Origin of the sequence: Pseudohaliea sp. (genome assembly GCF_040217025.1) — a bacterium.
Taxonomy (GTDB): Bacteria; Pseudomonadota; Gammaproteobacteria; order Pseudomonadales; family Halieaceae; genus Pseudohaliea.
The window spans coordinates 544,080-560,328 of record NZ_JAVJOA010000008.1 but is presented as its reverse complement, the minus strand read 5'-3'; the positions used below and the strand labels follow the sequence as shown (position 1 = coordinate 560,328).

Annotated in this window: 14 protein-coding genes; 8 read left to right on the top strand and 6 right to left on the bottom strand. The window is 69.4% G+C overall.

Annotation, left to right across the window (positions count from 1 at the left end):
- Positions 1-2: 2 nt before the first annotated feature.
- The 4 genes from RKE50_RS06785 to RKE50_RS06770 all read left to right on the top strand — a co-directional run bounded on the left by RKE50_RS06785 (position 3) and on the right by RKE50_RS06770 (position 5,818).
- A complete protein-coding gene (locus RKE50_RS06785; protein ID WP_350035389.1) occupies positions 3-2,345 on the top strand; it encodes a M1 family metallopeptidase in 2,343 nt (780 codons plus the stop codon).
- On the top strand, positions 2,324-2,869 hold the full coding sequence (locus RKE50_RS06780) for a DUF6702 family protein (protein WP_350035388.1): 546 nt from the start codon (positions 2,324-2,326) through the stop codon (positions 2,867-2,869). Before RKE50_RS06785 ends, RKE50_RS06780 begins: the two co-directional genes overlap by 22 nt.
- Before the next feature lie 23 nt (positions 2,870-2,892).
- Positions 2,893-3,621: an SIMPL domain-containing protein gene (locus tag RKE50_RS06775; RefSeq protein ID WP_350035387.1), complete on the top strand. Its 729-nt coding sequence runs from the start codon at positions 2,893-2,895 to the stop codon at positions 3,619-3,621.
- 97 nt (positions 3,622-3,718) lie between these two features.
- On the top strand, positions 3,719-5,818 hold the full coding sequence (locus RKE50_RS06770) for a carboxy terminal-processing peptidase (protein WP_350035386.1): 2,100 nt from the start codon (positions 3,719-3,721) through the stop codon (positions 5,816-5,818).
- Between the two features lie 36 nt (positions 5,819-5,854).
- Here the strand turns inward: RKE50_RS06770 and cysG are convergent, their stop codons facing one another.
- From cysG to RKE50_RS06740, 6 genes are all read right to left on the bottom strand, one after another.
- On the bottom strand, positions 5,855-7,252 hold the full coding sequence (gene cysG / locus RKE50_RS06765; RefSeq protein ID WP_350035384.1) for a siroheme synthase CysG: 1,398 nt from the start codon (positions 7,250-7,252) through the stop codon (positions 5,855-5,857).
- 2 nt (positions 7,253-7,254) lie between these two features.
- Positions 7,255-8,553 carry a serine--tRNA ligase gene (gene serS / locus RKE50_RS06760; protein WP_350035382.1) on the bottom strand — a complete coding sequence of 433 codons (1,299 nt, stop codon included), beginning with the start codon at positions 8,551-8,553 and terminating at the stop codon, positions 7,255-7,257.
- Between the two features lie 37 nt (positions 8,554-8,590).
- Positions 8,591-8,965 carry a fluoride efflux transporter CrcB gene (crcB, locus tag RKE50_RS06755; protein WP_350035380.1) on the bottom strand — a complete coding sequence of 125 codons (375 nt, stop codon included), beginning with the start codon at positions 8,963-8,965 and terminating at the stop codon, positions 8,591-8,593.
- A 72-nt stretch (positions 8,966-9,037) separates the two neighbouring features.
- Positions 9,038-10,387, bottom strand: a complete 1,350-nt coding sequence (locus RKE50_RS06750; RefSeq protein WP_350035378.1) for a replication-associated recombination protein A — start codon at positions 10,385-10,387, stop codon at positions 9,038-9,040.
- A 3-nt stretch (positions 10,388-10,390) separates the two neighbouring features.
- Positions 10,391-10,999: an outer membrane lipoprotein periplasmic chaperone LolA gene (gene lolA, locus RKE50_RS06745; protein WP_350035377.1), complete on the bottom strand. Its 609-nt coding sequence runs from the start codon at positions 10,997-10,999 to the stop codon at positions 10,391-10,393.
- A 3-nt stretch (positions 11,000-11,002) separates the two neighbouring features.
- Complete coding sequence (locus RKE50_RS06740) at positions 11,003-13,315, bottom strand: DNA translocase FtsK (RefSeq protein WP_350035375.1); 2,313 nt, start codon at positions 13,313-13,315, stop codon at positions 11,003-11,005.
- 183 nt (positions 13,316-13,498) lie between these two features.
- On the opposite strand from RKE50_RS06740, the gene trxB reads away from it, so the two are divergent.
- From trxB to infA, 4 genes are all read left to right on the top strand, one after another.
- Positions 13,499-14,455 carry a thioredoxin-disulfide reductase gene (gene trxB, locus RKE50_RS06735; RefSeq protein WP_350035373.1) on the top strand — a complete coding sequence of 319 codons (957 nt, stop codon included), beginning with the start codon at positions 13,499-13,501 and terminating at the stop codon, positions 14,453-14,455.
- 5 nt (positions 14,456-14,460) lie between these two features.
- Entirely contained in the window at positions 14,461-15,174 is a 714-nt protein-coding gene (gene aat, locus RKE50_RS06730) for a leucyl/phenylalanyl-tRNA--protein transferase (RefSeq protein ID WP_350035371.1), read from the top strand.
- On the top strand, positions 15,171-15,905 hold the full coding sequence (locus tag RKE50_RS06725; RefSeq protein ID WP_350035369.1) for an arginyltransferase: 735 nt from the start codon (positions 15,171-15,173) through the stop codon (positions 15,903-15,905). Before aat ends, RKE50_RS06725 begins: the two co-directional genes overlap by 4 nt.
- Positions 15,906-16,027: 122 nt before the next feature.
- On the top strand, positions 16,028-16,246 hold the full coding sequence (gene infA / locus RKE50_RS06720) for a translation initiation factor IF-1 (RefSeq protein ID WP_035513460.1): 219 nt from the start codon (positions 16,028-16,030) through the stop codon (positions 16,244-16,246).
- Positions 16,247-16,249 lie beyond the last annotated feature (3 nt).

The window sequence follows — 16,249 nt, the reverse complement described above, 5'->3', positions numbered from 1 at the left end:
CCGTGTGTCTCTTCGCGTGCTTCCTGCCCCTCGCAGGCGGCGCGGGAGCCGCGGGCGACCCCGCGGCTCGCAGCGGCGCCGACGCCTTTGCCCAGCTCGACTACCTGCTGGACACGCCGACGGACACGCGCCTGGCCACCGGGGCCCCGGGCCCGGGCTACTGGCAGCAGCGGGCAGACTACGACATCGCCGTCACCCTCGACGACGAGGAGCAGCGCATCGAAGGACGCGAGACGATCACCTACCACAACAACAGCCCGCACGACCTGCCCTACCTCTGGCTGCAGCTGGACCAGAACCGCTTCCGCCGCGACTCCGACGACATGCTCACCAAGACCGCGCCGGACTTCGCCCAGCTCTCCTACGGTGCCCTCGCCTCGCTCCTCGAGCGCCGCCGCTTCGAGGGCGGCGTGACCATCGAGGCGGTCACCGGGGCCGACGGCAAGCCCCTTCCGCACACGGTCAACCGCACCATGATGCGCATCGATCTCGCCGAACCGCTAGCGGCCGGCGAAAGCCTCAGCTTCTCCGTAGCCTGGTCGCACAACATTATCGACGCCACCGTGGTCAGCGCCCGGGGCGGCTACGAGTATTTTCCCGAGGACGGCAACTACCTCTACGAGATCGCCCAGTGGTACCCGCGCATGGCCGCGTACACGGACTACGCGGGCTGGCAGCACAAGCAGTTCCTCGGCCGCGGCGAGTTCACCCTCGAGCTCGGTGACTACGCTGTCGCCATCACCGTGCCGGCAGACCACGTGGTCGCCGCCACCGGCGAGCTGCAGAACACCGATGACGTGCTGACGTCCGCGCAGCGGGAACGCTTCGAGGCCGCCCGCGACAGCGACGAGCTGGTCTTCGTGGTGACCCCGGAGGAGGCGGCGGCGAACGCCCGCGAGGCCGCCAGCGGCACACGCACCTGGCGCTTCCGCGCGGAAAACGTGCGCGACTTCGCCTTCGCCAGCTCGCGCAAGTTTATCTGGGACGCGCGCCGCGCCCGGTCCGGTGAGCGCGACGTGCTGGCCATGTCGTTCTATCCGAACGAGGCCGAGCCGCTCTGGAGCCAGTATTCCACGGCGGCGATCGCGCACACGATCGACGTCTATTCCCGCTACACCTTCGAGTACCCCTACCCCGTGGCCATTTCCGTGAACGGCCCCGTGGGTGGCATGGAGTACCCGATGATCAGCTTCAACAAGCCGCGCCCCTATGCCGACGGGACCTACTGGGACGTCACACAGAAATCCGAGGACAAGACCTGGGAGCGCAGCAAGTACGGCCTGATCTCGGTCATCATCCACGAGGTCGGGCACAACTATTTCCCCATGGTGGTGAACTCGGACGAGCGCCAGTGGACCTGGATGGACGAGGGCCTGAACACCTTCCTGCAGTTCCTTACGGAACAGGCCTGGGAGGAGGGCTATCCGTCCCGCCGCGGCGAACCCGAGAAGATGACCGAGTACATGGCGAGCGCCACGCAGGTGCCGATCATGACCAACTCCGAATCCATCCACCAGTTCGGCAACAACGCCTACGGCAAGCCGGCCACGGCGCTCAACATCCTGCGCGAAAGCATCATGGGCCGGGAGCTGTTCGACCACGCGTTCCGCCAGTACGCCCAGCGCTGGCGGTTCCGCCGGCCGACCCCCGCGGACTTTTTCCGCACCATGGAGGATGCCTCCGCCATGGACCTCGACTGGTTCTGGCGCGGCTGGTTCTACGGCACGGGCCACGTGGACGTCGCCCTGGGCGAGGTCGCTCTCTACCGCGTGGACAGCCTGGACCCGGAGCGCGAGAAGGCCTGGGAGCGGGCGCAGGCCGAGGGCGAGGAGCCCTCGCTCAGCGACCAGCGCAATGCGGGGAGCGAGCGGCTCCTCGATCGCGAGCCGGGGCTCCGGGACTTCTACAACGAGAGCGACGAGTACCGGGTGACACCCTGGGACTACGCGCAGTATGAAAAGGCCCTGGATCAGCTCACAAAGCGGGAACGCGCCCTGCTCGATACCGCGGAACGCTTCTACGTGGTTACCTTCGACAATGTCGGTGGCCTGGTCACGCCGCTGCCGCTGCGCATCAGCTACGGCGACGGCGCGGTCGAGGAAGTCACGGTGCCGGCGGAAATCTGGCGGCGCAATGCGACCCGGGTGAAGAAACTCTTCATCACGGACCGGGAAATCACGGCCATCGAGTTCGACCCCTACCGCAGCACCGCGGACACAAATGTCGCGAACAACGCCTGGCCCCGCAAGGTCGTGCCCAGCCGCTTCCAGCTGTTCAAGGAGAGCGAGGAGCCGAACCCGATGCGCCGGGATGACGAGGACGCATGGTCGCAGCCCATCCGCTGAGGCAGGGCCGCCGCGCCCGCCTCCTCGCCCACGCGCTTGCGCTGGCTCTCGCCTTCGCCCTGGGCCTCGCCGGCGGAGCGGCAGCGCACCCGTTCCACGCCAGCTATGCCGAGCTGTCCTGGAACGAGGCCGGTGATGGGCTCCAGGTTGCCCTGCGTATCATCCCCGAGGACCTGGAAAGCGCCCTGTCGCGGGACGCGGGGACACGCGTGCTGCTCGACCCCGAGGCCCCGCCTGCGGCGCTTATCGAGGCCTACCTCGAGCGCCACTTCCAGGTCACTGCTGCCGGCGGTACCAGTGGACGACCGGCCTTCCTCGGGCTGGAGGTTTCCTACGACGAGACCTGGCTCTATTTCACCCTGCCCGTGGAGCGCCGCGCCGCGCCGCTGACGCTGCGCAATACGCTCCTTTTCGATGTCGCCGAAGCCCAGTCAAACCGGGTCCGGCGGCTGTGGGCACCGCAGGCCCCGGTGCTGGTATTCACCGGCGAGGAACCCTCGCTGCCCCTGCCGGTCAATGAATGAGAACCCACCCGGAGGCTTCTCCCATGCGCACCCCTGCCCTGCTGGCCCTGGCCGGCGCCCTGCTCCTGCCGCTCGTTTCCGTCACCGCCACGGCCGGCGACGGCCCGCCGCCGAGGGCGCTCTCGGTGCACGGTGAGGGCCGGGTCAGCGCGGCGCCCGACGAGGCCCGTATCGGCCTCGGCGTGCAGGCGCGCTCCCCGGACCTGGCAACGGCCCGGGAAGACGTCAACGCGCGCACGGCCGCAGTCCTCGCCCACCTGGAGAGCCTCGGCATCCCGGCCGGCGACATCAGCGCCCCGGGGCTGACGCTGCGCCCCGAGTATCGCTGGGACAAGGCGAAGGAGCAGCAGGTGCTGAAGGGCTACCTGGTGCAGCGGCGTATCGACGTCCGGCTCACACAGCTGGGCTCGCTTGGCGTGCTCATCGAGGGGGCGGCCGACGCGGGCGCCAACGAGGTCTCGCCGCCGGTGCTCGGCCACAGTGAGGCGTCCCGGCTGCGCCGGGAGGCGCTGGCCGCCGCCGCCCTGGATGCCCGCGCCAACGCTGAGGCCCTCGCCGACAGCCTGGGTATCGCGGTCGGCCCCGTGCGCTCCCTCGATGCCTTCCAGGGGCCGCAGCCGCGGCCCATGGCCAGCGAGATGATGCTGCGCAGTGCCGACGCAGCCCCCGGCGCCGAAACCTACGTCACCGGCGACCTCGTCTTCGAAAGCCGCGTCAACGCCACCTTCGACCTCGTCGTGCCCGGCGCATGAGCCGTGGCGGCTGGGCCTCGAAAGGCGTCCCGGGAGGCTTTTCCCTCCCGGGGCATCCCGCTACACTTCGATCAAAGTCCGGATAACAGGTAGCCGCATGTCAGCGAATCGTCCCTGGCTCCGCACAGGGCTGGCCCTCGCCACCCTTCTCGCCACCGCCCCCGTCGCGGCGAAGATCTGGTACACGGATTCGCAGTCCGAGACCGCGGCTGAGCTCGTCGAGCAGCTCGAGGAGCGCCATTACGCGAAGCTCGAGTACGACGACGAACTTTCCTCGTCGCACCTCGATAACTACATCGAGAGCCTCGATGGCGGGAAGATGTTCTTCACCCGGGCCGACATCGAGTCCTTCGAGCAGTACCGCTATGTCATGGACGAGGCCCTGCCGCGCGGTCGCCTGGACGCGGGCTTCGAGATCTTCAACCGCTTCGAGGACCGGCTGACGACCCGCCTCGAGCAGGTCGTGGAAACGCTGCCGGCGCTGTATGCGGCGATGGACTTCAGCCGCGACGAGACCTACGCGGTGGACCCGGAGCTCCGGGACTGGGCCGGCGACGACGCGGCCCTGGACGAGCGCTGGCGCAAGCACCTGAAAAACCAGGCCCTGAGCCTGCGCCTCGCCGACAAGGACGAGGACGATATCGTCGATACGCTGCTCAAGCGCTACCGCACCCAGCTCACCCGCGTCCGCCAGTACAACGCCCAGGACGTGTTCCAGCTCTACGCCAACGCCCTCACGGAACTCTACGACCCGCACACCAACTATTTCTCCCCCCGGCGCAAGGAAAACTTCGACATCAACATGAGCCTGTCCCTCGAGGGCATCGGCGCCGTGCTGCAGCTCGAGGACGAGTACACCAAGGTCTCGCGGCTGGTCGCTGCGGGGCCTGCCGACAAGCAGGGCGAACTCAAGCCCGCGGACCGCATCATCGGCGTGGGCCAGGGTGACAGCGGGCCCATGGTCGACGTGATCGGCTGGCGCCTCGACGAGGTGGTCGACCTGATCCGCGGGCCGAAGGGCACCACCGTGCGCCTGAACGTGATCCCCGCGGACGCGGCTTCGACGGAGGTGCACAAGGAGATACAGATCGTCCGCAACACGGTGAAGCTCGAAGAGCAGTCGGCGCACAGCCGCGTGCTCGAGGTGCCGGCCGGCGACGACAGCACGATCAAGGTCGGGGTCATCGACATCCCTGCGTTCTACATCGATTTCGAGGCCATGCGTCGCGGCGACGACGACTACAAGAGCACCACCCGCGACGTGCGCCGGCTCCTCGATGAGCTCGAGAGTGAGGGCGTTGAAGGTATCGTGGTCGACCTGCGCAACAACGGCGGCGGCTCCCTGCAGGAGGCCAACGAGCTGACGGGCCTGTTCATCGAGTACGGGCCGACGGTGCAGATCCGTCACTCCTCGCGGCGGGTCTGGCGCGACGGCAAGCGCATGCGCACGGCCTACTACGACGGCCCCCTGGTGGTTCTCATCAACCGGCTCAGCGCCTCCGCCAGCGAGATCTTCGCCGGCGCGATCCAGGACTACGAGCGCGGCATCATCGTCGGTGACCGCTCCTTCGGCAAGGGAACGGTACAGACCCTGGTCCCGCTCACCGAGGGACAGCTCAAGATCACCGAGAGCAAGTTCTACCGCATCTCGGGCGACAGCACGCAGCACCGCGGCGTCGTCCCGGACATCACCTTTCCCTCGCTCTACGACCCGGAAGATATCGGCGAAAGCTCTCTAGAGCACGCCCTGTCCTGGGACCAGATCAACCCCGTGCGCCACCGCCGCTACGGCGACCTGGACCCGCTGATCCCCGAGCTCTCCGCCCTGTTCCAGGAGCGCAGCGCCTCGGACCCGGACTTCAACTTCCTCGTCGACCGGGTCGCCCTCGCCGACGAGAACGACGACATCCAGGTCGTCTCGTTGAACGAGGAGACCCGGCGCGCCGAGCGCGAGGCCCGCGAGGCCCGTGCGCTGGCCATCGAGAACAAGCGCCGGCAGGCGCTGGGCGAGGAGCCGCTCGCCTCCTTCGATGACGAAGCCGTGGAAGACGAAGTCGGGGAGGACGAGGCGGCCCCGGACGGCGAGGAGGAAGAGGACGAGGCCGACGTACTGCTGAGCGAGGCGGGAAACATCCTGGTCGACGCCCTGCTCATGCGCAAGCAGGCCTACGCCATCCACAGCCCCGAGGAGGAATAGCGCCCGGGGCGGCGCTGCGCTGGCTGCTGCGCCGGGTCAGCGCACCACCCGCCCCTCCACGGGGCTGTACCAGCCGAGTTCCGCCGCCAGGCGGACCACGTCGCCGACGATGATCAGCGTCGGCGGCTCCGGTTTTTCTGCTTCCACCACGCTCATCATGGTGCCCAGGGTGCCCGTGATCACGCGCTGCTCCGGGCTGGTTGCCTTCTCCACCAGCGCGACCGGCGTGGCCGGATCGCGGCCATGGGCCACGAGCTGCTCGCAGATGATCGGCAGGCCGACGAGCCCCATGTAGAAGACCAGGGTCTCGGTCGGCGACTGGAACTCCTCCCAGCGATGGCGGAGCTCGCCGTCCTTCGTGTGCCCGGTGACGAAGCGCACCGACTGGGCATAGTCCCGATGCGTCAGCGGAATCCCCGCGTAACAGGCGGCGGCGTTGGCCGCCGTGATGCCGGGCACGATCTGGAACGGAATGCCGGCGCGGGCCAGCTCGTCCATCTCTTCGCCGCCGCGGCCGAAGACGAACGGGTCGCCGCCTTTCAGGCGCACCACGCATTTGCCCTGGCGCGCCAGCTCGACGAGGGTGCGGTTGATCTCGTCCTGCGGGACGGTGTGTTCGGCGCGGCGCTTGCCCACGTAGAGAAGCTCGGCGTCGCGGCGCGCCAGCTCCAGGATGCCCTTGCCCACCAGCCGGTCGTACAGGATCACGTCGCCGCGCTGCAGGAGCCGCAGGGCCCGGAAGGTGAGCAGGTCCGGGTCGCCGGGACCGGCGCCGATGAGGAACACCTCGCCCCGCGGCGCCTCGCCCCGCGCCAGGAGCGCATCGACGGCCGCCGCGGCGCCCGCCTCGTCGCCCGCGAGCACCTGCTCCGCAATGGGTCCCTCGGCCAGCTGTTCGAGGAGCCGGCGGCGGGCGCTCTCGTCGCTGACCGCCGCGCGCACGCGATCGCGGCAGTCGCCGAGGAAGCGTGCGAGGCGACCGAAGCCCGCCGGCAGCTGGGTCTCCAGGCGACGGCGCACGGCGCGGGCGAGCACCGGGCTGGCGCCGCCGGTGCCGATCGCCACCAGCAGCGGGTCCCGGTCGACGATGGCGGGGAACGTGAAAGAGCACAGGGCCGGCGTATCCACCACGTTGACCGGGAGGCGCCGCGCCGCCGCTTCGTCGGCCACGGCCGCGTTGACGGTCTCGTCCGCGGTGGCGGCGATCACCAGGTCGCGGCCGGCGAGATCGCCGCGGCGGTAGCGCCGGCGCAGCCATTCCCCGCCGTGCTGCTCGAGCAGCGTCGCCAGCGCCGGGTCGATTGCCGGCGCCACCACGGTGACCCGCGCGCGCGCCCGGCAGAGAAAGCGCGCCTTGCGCAGGGCCACGGTGCCGCCGCCCACCAGCAGCACGGGCCGGCTTTCCAGGCGCAGGAAGACCGGCAGGGCGTGCATGGTCAGGCGCCCAGCACAGCCCGGCCGCCGAGGTACGGGTGCAACGCCTCGGGCAGCCGAACGCTGCCGTCGGCCTGCTGGCCGTTCTCGAGGATCGCCACCAGCGTGCGCCCCACGGCGAGCCCGGAACCATTGAGCGTGTGCAGCAGCTCCGGCTTGCCGCTTTCCGGGTTGCGCCAGCGCGCCTGCATGCGCCGGGCCTGGAAGTCACCGAAGTTGCTGCAGGACGAGATCTCCCGGTAGGCGGACTGCCCCGGCAGCCACACCTCGAGGTCGTAGGTCTTGCGCGCGGCGAAACCCATGTCGCCGCCGCAGAGCAGCACCTTCCGGTACGGCAGCCCCAGGCGCTGGAGCACGGTTTCGGCGTGACCGGTGAGCAGCTCCAGCGCCGCATCGGCGTCGCCGGGGCGCACGAAGCGGACAAGCTCGACTTTCTCGAACTGGTGCTGGCGGATCATGCCGCGGGTGTCGCGGCCGTAGCTGCCCGCCTCGCTGCGGAAGCAGGGCGTATGGCTGGTAAAGGCGAGACCGCCCTCTCCCAGCTCGGCGTCCTCGAAAATGCGGTCGCGGCCGAGGTTGGTCACCGGGACCTCTGCCGTCGGGATCAGGTAGTACTCGTGGTCACCTTCGAGGCGGAACAGGTCCTCGGCGAACTTCGGCAGCTGCCCGGTTCCGCGCAGCGAGTCCGCGTTAACGATATAGGGTACGTAGAGCTCCCGGTAGCCATGCTCCCGCGTGTGCAGATCGAGCATGAACTGCCCGAGCGCGCGATGCACGCGGGCCAGTTCGCCGTGCATGACGACGAAACGGGAGCCGGTGATCTTCGTGGCCGCTTCCGTGTCGAGGAGGCCCAGGCCCTCTCCCAGGTCGACGTGATCCCGGGCCTCGAAAGCGAAGGCCGGGGGCTCGCCCCAGCGCGAGACCTCGACGTTCTCATCCTCGCTTGCCCCCTCGGGCACGGTCGGGTCGGGCAGGTTGGGCACGCCGGCGAGCCACGTCTCGAGCTCCCCCTGGGCCTCCCGGGCCGCCTCCGTGGCACTGTGCAGGCGCTCGCCGATGAGCGCAAGGCGCTCGTTCACCTTCGCCTTGGCCTCGTCGACGGACATTCCCCCGCCCACGAGCTTGCCGATTTCCTTGCTTGCGGCCTTGCGCTCGGCGAGGAGCTCCTGGCTCTCGATATCCGCCGCCCGGCGGCGACCGTCGAGCGCACGGAAGGTCTCGACGTCGAAGTGGTAGCCCCGGCGGGCGAGTGCCTCGGCGACGCCCTCGGGGTCTTTTCTGAGTTCGCGAACGTCCAGCATGTTCTCTCTGTCCTGTGTTCGTTCCGGTCGCCGCGGCTCAGGCGAGGGGCCGCAGCAGGTACATGGTGCCGGCGGCGGCGAGTACGCAGCCGATCACGCTGGCCAGCACGTAGGCCAGCGCGAGGGCGGGCTCACCCTGCTGCCACAGCTCCACCGTCTCGAGGGAGAAAGTCGAAAACGTGGTGAAGGCGCCGAGAAAACCCACCATGAGCACACTGCGCCAGTCCGGGTGCAGGCTGCCGCGCTCCAGCAGCACGAACACGGCGCCGATGCCTGCGGAGCCCGCGAGGTTGACCAGGAAGGTTCCCACGGGCCAGGCGCTGGCCCAGAGGCTGTGCACGAGGCTCCCCAGCAGGTAGCGGGCCACGGCGCCGCCGGCGCCGCCGAGGGCCACGAAGAGCAGGTATTTCATGGCGCAGAATGCCCTTGCCGTCCTGCGGCGGGATTGTACGGCCTTTGGCGGCGCACCGACAGGCGTGCCCGGCTAGTCGTCCGGGTAGCGCTGCCTGCTGCTGGCGGCGTCGAGCGCCCGGAAACGCTCGAGCCGTTCGGCGATGCGCTGCTCCAGGCCGCGATCCACGGGGTGGTAGAAGCGCGCGTCCCTCAAGGCCGGGGGAAAGTAGTTCTCCCCGGCCGCGTAGCCGCCCGGCTCATCGTGGGCGTAGCGGTAATCCGCGCCGTGGCCCTCGGCCTTCGCGAGCGCTGTCGGCGCATTGCGCAGGTGGTTCGGCACTTCCTCGCTGCCGCCGCTCTCGACAGCCGCAGCGGCCGCCTTGAAGGCACTGTAGACGGCGTTGCTCTTGGGCGCGACGGCGAGGTAGACGACGGCCTGCGCGAGCGCCAGCTCGCCCTCGGGGCTGCCGAGCCGCTCCAGCACCTGCCACGCGTCCAGCGCAAGACCGAGGGCCCGCGGGTCGGCGTTGCCGATATCCTCGCTGGCCATGCGCACGACCCGCCGGGCCAGGTAGAGCGGGTCGCAGCCCCCGTCGAGCATGCGGCAGAGCCAGTAAAGGGCAGCGTCGGGCGCACTGCCGCGCACGGCCTTGTGCAGGGCGCTGATCTGGTCGTAGAACGCGTCGCCACCCTTGTCGAAACGGCGCAGCGATTGCTGCAGCACCTCGTCGAGAAGCGCGTCGTCGAGGGGCAGCGCCGTGCCGTCGTCGCCGGCGGCCAGGTCGACCGCCAGTTCCAGCAGGTTCAACGCCCGCCGCCCGTCCCCATCGGCCTGGACGGCGATGCGCGCGAGAGCGCCCGGGGCTGCCGCCGGAGGGTGCGGCAGGGCCGCCAGGCCGCGCTCGAGCAGCGTCTCCAGCTCCTCGCGCGCCAGCCCCCGCAGCTTGTACACCCGCGCCCGGGACAGCAGCGCGCTGTTGAGTTCGAAGGCCGGGTTCTCCGTGGTGGCCCCGATGAAGATCAGCGTGCCGTCCTCCACGTAGGGCAGGAAGGCGTCCTGCTGGGCCTTGTTGAAGCGGTGCACCTCGTCGACGAAGAGCACCGTATCGCGGCCGCGGGCGCGGGCGGCGAGGGCCGCGTCGACCGCGCCGCGGATATCCTTGACGCCGGAGAGGACGGCGGAAAGCTGGAGGAACTGCGCATCGGCTGCCGCGGCGGCGAGGCGCGCGAGGGTCGTCTTGCCGACCCCCGGCGGCCCCCAGAACAGCATGGAGTGAAGCTGGCCGCGGGCGAGCGCGGTCGTCAGCGGCTTGCCGGGGCCCAGGAGGTGGCGCTGGCCCACGAAGGCATCGAGGCTCGCCGGGCGCAGCCGTGCCGCCAGGGGTTCGTAGGCACCGTCCGCGGTGCCGGCGAAGAGGTCGTCGCTGCCGCCGGCCGCCATGGCTCAGTCGTTTTCCCGGTACACGTCCACACCGTCCGGGGGCGTGAAGTCGAAGGTCCCCTCGGGCAGCGGGGACTCGTCCAGGCCGAGGAAGCGGATGGTGATGGCCTGCCCGAGCCGGTCGATGATCCGCATGCTGACGGGCAACGCGCCCGCGAAGCCGAGCTCGGCCTCGCGAAAACCCGCGTCCGACGCGCGCGGCACGACCCGGTAGCGGTCCGGCCCCAGCGCCTCGACATCGAAGGCCTCGGCGAGCGCCGGCGCGTCGGCGGCCAGGAGCAGCAGCGGCGCAGCGGCACCGTCGTCAAAGCGGCGGCGCGTCGCCGTCGCCAGGTCGCGGTCGTAGTGCCAGAGCACTCCGTCACTGGCGATCAGCAGCTGGCTGTCCGGCTCGGTGATCTCCCAGCGGAACTGGTCCGGCCGGCGCAGGCTGAAGCGGCCGGCACTGCGGGCGGGGGTCGCCGCACCACCGTTCTCGACCGACTGCTCGAAGGCCCCGCTCAACTGCGCCAGCGGCGCCAGCCGGCCCGCGAGGGCCCCGGCGGCATCCGCCGCACCGGCGCCGGGCGCAAGGGCCAGCAGGCAGGCAAGGACCAGGATCCGCAGGAGCAAGGATCAGTCCCCGACCGGGGGTGGCGCGAGCACCTCGCGCTGACCGTTGCTGCCCATCTCAGACACCACGCCCGCCGCCTCCATGGCCTCGATCAGCCGGGCGGCGCGGTTGTAGCCGATGCGCAGCTTGCGCTGGACGCTGGAAATAGAAGCCCGGCGACTCTGCGTGACGTAGTGCACGGCCTCGTCGTAGAGCGCATCGTCCTCGTCGTCCCCATCCTCCGACTGCAGCTCCCCCGGGGTGACGGCAACGCCGCTGCCCTCGTCCAGGAGCCCCTCGATGTAGGCCGGCGCCCCCCGGCGCTTCCAGTCGAAGACCACCCGGTGCACCTCGTCGTCGGAGCAGAAAGCGCCGTGGACCCGGTTCGGCAGGCCCGACCCGGGCGGCAGGTAGAGCATGTCGCCATAGCCCAGGAGCTGCTCGGCACCACCCTGGTCGAGGATGGTCCGCGAGTCGACCTTGGAGCTGACCTGGAAGGCGATGCGGGTGGGGATATTGGCCTTGATCAGGCCGGTGATCACGTCCACCGAAGGGCGCTGGGTGGCCAGGATGAGGTGAATCCCCGCCGCGCGCGCCTTCTGCGCAATGCGCGCGATGAGCTCCTCGACCTTCTTGCCGACGATCATCATCATGTCGGCAAACTCGTCGATCACCACGACGATGAAGGGCAGCCGCTCCAGCGCCGGCGCCTGCTGTTCCTCGTCGGTCTCCGCAAAGATCGGGTCCGGCGTCCACAGCGGGTCGACGATCGGGGTGCCGGCCTTGCGCGCCTCGTCGAGCTTGCGGTTGAACCCGGCGATGTTGCGCACGCCGAGCGCCGCCATGAGCTTGTAGCGCCACTCCATCTCCGCCACGCACCAGCGCAGCCCGTTGGCCGCATCCTTCATGTCGGTGATCACCGGCGTGAGCAGGTGCGGGATACCGTCGTAGACCGACAACTCGAGCATCTTCGGATCGACGAGGATCAGGCGCACCTCCTCGGGGGTCGCCTTGTACAGCAGCGACAGGAGCATGGCGTTCACGCCCACGGACTTGCCCGACCCGGTGGTGCCCGCGACCAGCAGGTGCGGCATCTTGGCCAGGTCGGCAACCACGGGCTGGCCGGAAATGTCGTTGCCCAGGGCCAGGGTCAGCGCGGACTTGGACTGGTCGAAGGCGCGGGACGACAGCACCTGGCGGAAGTTGACGACCTCCCGGTCCTCGTTCGGGATCTCGATGCCGACCACGCTCTTGCCGGGGATGACCTCGACCACGCGCACGGAGATCACGGCAAGGGAGCGCGCGAGATCCTTGGCCAGGTTGGAGATGCGCGACACCTTCACCCCCGGTGCCGGCTGCAGCTCGAAGCGCGTGATGACCGGCCCGGGGTAGACGGCGGTCACCTCCGCCGAGACGCCGAAGTCCGCCAGCTTCAGTTCCAGGAGCTTGGAGAGCTTCTCCAGCGCCTCGGCGGAAAAGCCCTTGCTGGGATCCTTGATCTCGGCATCGAGCAGTTCCAGCGGCGGCAGCTCGCCGGTGACCGGCGCATCGAAGAGCGGTTTCTGCTTCTCGCGCTCGACGCGTTCGCTGGTCTCCACCTTCGTCTCCAGCGGCTTGATCTTCGGCGGCTTGCGTTTCTTCTCCTTCTCGACGTGCTGCGTGATCACGGCCTTGCGTGCTTCGAGATGGCGCTCCCGTGCGCGCCGGTCGCGCAGGCTGTCGATGCGGGCCACGCACCAGCTCCGCAACTGCTCCAGCCCGCCCAGCGCTGCGGCGCCGAGACGGTCCATGAGCCGCAGCCAGGACAGGTCCGTGAAGATCGTCACCCCGAACAGGAAGACGGCAACGAGAATGAGGCGGCTGCCCACGGCGCTGAAGGCGCCGGAAAAGGCGCTGCCGATCGCCTGCCCGAGAATGCCGCCCGCCCCCTGCGGCAGCGCGGACTGGCCGCTGTCGTTGAGGGCGGCGAGCGCCGTCCCCGCGACCATCACCAGCACGAAGCCGAGCAGGCGGATACTGACGTGGGTCCAGTCGAAGGGACCGGGCTGGTGCCGCTCGAGGAAGATCACCAGCGCGCGGTAGCCGAGCATCACCGGGAACAGGTAGGCGGCCCAGCCGACCAGGGAGAGGAATACGTCCGCCAGCCAGGCGCCCGTGGGCCCGCCGAGGTTGCGCACCGCACCGCCGCTGCCGGTGGCCGACCAGCCGGGATCCCCGGTCGAGTAGGTCACGAGCGCGAGCAGGAGGTAGAGACAGGCCGCGCTGATACCGATGAAGGCGCCCTCGCGCCAGCGCGGGCCCCAGGGGCTCTCCGTTGTTTTCGCCGTTCGCGCCACGCGCCGTCCTCGAGCCGCCGCCCCGGAGGGCGGTAAAGCGGATAGTTTAACCAATCAAATCAGAAAGTTATAGGGCAAAGCTCGATTGCTTTGCAAAAAGTGAGCAGCCTTTGCCGGCACCGTCGCGATACTTTACCATTAGCGCCCTTTTCGACTCCCGCCAAACGCAAACAGGACCGGTCCATGAGCGAACCCCAGCACCACCCCCTGATCATCCTCGGCTCCGGCCCCGCCGGCTACACGGCCGCGGTCTACGCGGCCCGCGCCAACCTCCGGCCGGTACTGATCACGGGTATGCAGCAGGGCGGCCAGCTGACCACGACCACGGAGGTGGAGAACTGGCCCGGCGGGCCCGCGGACCTGCAGGGCCCGGCGCTGATGCAACAGATGCTGGAACACGCGGAGCGCTTCGATACGCGGGTGATCTTCGACCACATCGAGGCGGTGGACCTGTCCCGGCGCCCCTTCCTCCTCGAGGGCAGCGGCCGCTACAGCTGCGACGCGCTGGTCATCGCCACCGGCGCCTCCGCCCAGTATCTCGGACTGCCGAGCGAACAGGCTTTCATGGGCAAGGGCGTTAGCGCCTGCGCCACCTGCGACGGGTTCTTCTACCGCAACCAGCGCGTCGCGGTCATCGGCGGCGGCAACACGGCGGTCGAGGAGGCCCTCTACCTCGCCAACATCGCCGAGGAAGTCGTCCTGGTGCACCGCCGCGACGCGTTGCGGGCAGAAAAAGTCCTGCAGGATCGGCTGTTCGCCCGCGAACGCGAGGGCAAGGTCCGCATCCTGTGGAACCACGTGCTCGACGAGGTGCTCGGAGACGACAGCGGCGTGACCGGCATGCGCCTGCGCTGCACCATGGACGACGCGCTCAAGGAGGTGCCGCTGTCCGGCGTATTCATCGCCATCGGCCACAAGCCGAACACCGATATCTTCGCCGGCCAGGTGGCCATGCGCGAGGGCTACCTCACCGTCACCAGCGGCACCGACGGCAACGCCACGGCGACCAGCGTGCCGGGGGTGTTCGCCGCCGGCGACGTCGCCGACCATGTCTACCGGCAGGCCATCACCTCCGCGGGCTTCGGCTGCATGGCCGCCCTCGACGCCGAGAAGTACCTGGACGCGCTGAAAGACGGCTAGCTCCCGTGCCGCTGCTGCAGTTCCTGGCGCCGGACGACCCCTTCCCGCCCAGCAGCGAGGCCCTCGACTACCCGAGCGGTCTCCTCGCCGTCAGCGAGGACCTCGGCCCCGAGCGGCTCCTGGCGGCCTATCGTCGCGGCATTTTTCCCTGGTTCGAGGAGCCGCAGCCCGTGCTCTGGTGGACGCCGGATCCGCGCCTGGTCTTGTTTCCGGCGGAGTTCCACTGCGCCCGCAGCCTGCGCCGCACGCTGCGCCGGCAGCGCTTCCGGCTCACCGTGGACGCCTGCTTCCGCGAAGTGATGGAGGCCTGTGCCGCCCCGCGCCCCGGCCAGGACGGGACCTGGATCTCGCCGCGCATGGTGGCGGCCTACGCTGCGCTCCACGACGCCGGTCATGCCCACAGCGTCGAGGCCTGGGACCGGGAAGGCCGGCTCGCCGGCGGCCTTTACGGCGTGTGCATCGGCGGGGCCTTCTTCGGTGAGAGCATGTTCAGCCGCGCTCCCGATGCCTCCAAGGTCGCCCTCGCCGGTCTCGCCCACCTCCTCGAGGCCGGCGGCGGCCGGATCATCGACTGCCAGGTCGAGACAGATCACCTCCTTTCCCTGGGAGCCCGCCCCATCCCCCGGGTGGACTTCGAGGCGATGCTTGCCCAAACTGTGGATGACGAGATGGAACCGGGCGCCTGGCGCCTGCCGGCAGAGACGGGAGCATTGGCGTGACGTCCTCACTGCGAGATCTCAAGGTCTACACCACCTACCCTCACCGCTGCAGCTACCTGGAGCAGGAGGAGGCGACCACCCTGTTCATCGACCCGCGCCAGCCGGTCGACCAGGTGCTCTATACCAACCTCTCGCTGCTCGGTTTCCGCCGCTCCGGCAACCACATCTACCGGCCCCACTGCGCGCACTGCAATGCCTGTATTCCGGCACGGATTCCGGTCGCGCAGTTCCAGCCGAACCGCAGCCAGCGCCGCAGCTGGCGTCGCAACAGCGACCTCTCGGTGCGCGAAGCCGGGCATATCCGCGACGACGAGTGCTACGGTCTGTACGAGCGCTACATCCGCGAGCGTCACGCCGACGGCGACATGTTCCCGCCGGACCGGGAACAGTACGAGTCCTTCCTCAGCAACGCCTGGGACTGCACGCGCTACTACCAGTTCCGGGAGAACGACCGGCTCCTCGCCGTGGCCGTGGTGGACGAGATGCTCGACGGCCTGTCGGCGATCTACACCTTCTTTGATCCCGAGGCCGCCGACCGGGGCCTCGGGCGCTACGCCATCCTCTGGCAGATCGAGACCGCCCGCGCCCGCGACCTGCCGCACGTCTACCTGGGCTACTGGATCCGTAACTGCCGCAAGATGGCCTACAAGGCCGAGTACCGGCCCCTGGAACTCTACCGGGAAAACCGCTGGCAGGCAGTGGACCCGGGCGATGAAGACGAGCTGTTCTGAGCGCGGCTGCCCCGCCCTTCCCCAGCGTTCCTTCATGCACCCGCGACCTGCTTCGGGCCGGTGGCATCCCGGCGAGCTTTCCGGCAAAATGCGCGCTCGTCGTTTCAGGACCCCGGGGTCATATGGCAAAGGAAGACCAGATCGAGATGGAAGGGGAAGTCATCGACACCCTTCCCAACACCACCTTTCGCGTCAAGCTGGAGAACGGCCACGTCGTGACCGCGCACATCTCCGGCAAGATGCGCAAGAACTACATCCGTATCCTCACCGGTGACAAGGTCCGCGTCGAGCTGACGCCCTACGACCTCACCAAGGGCCGGATCACCTACCGCGAGCGCTGAGGC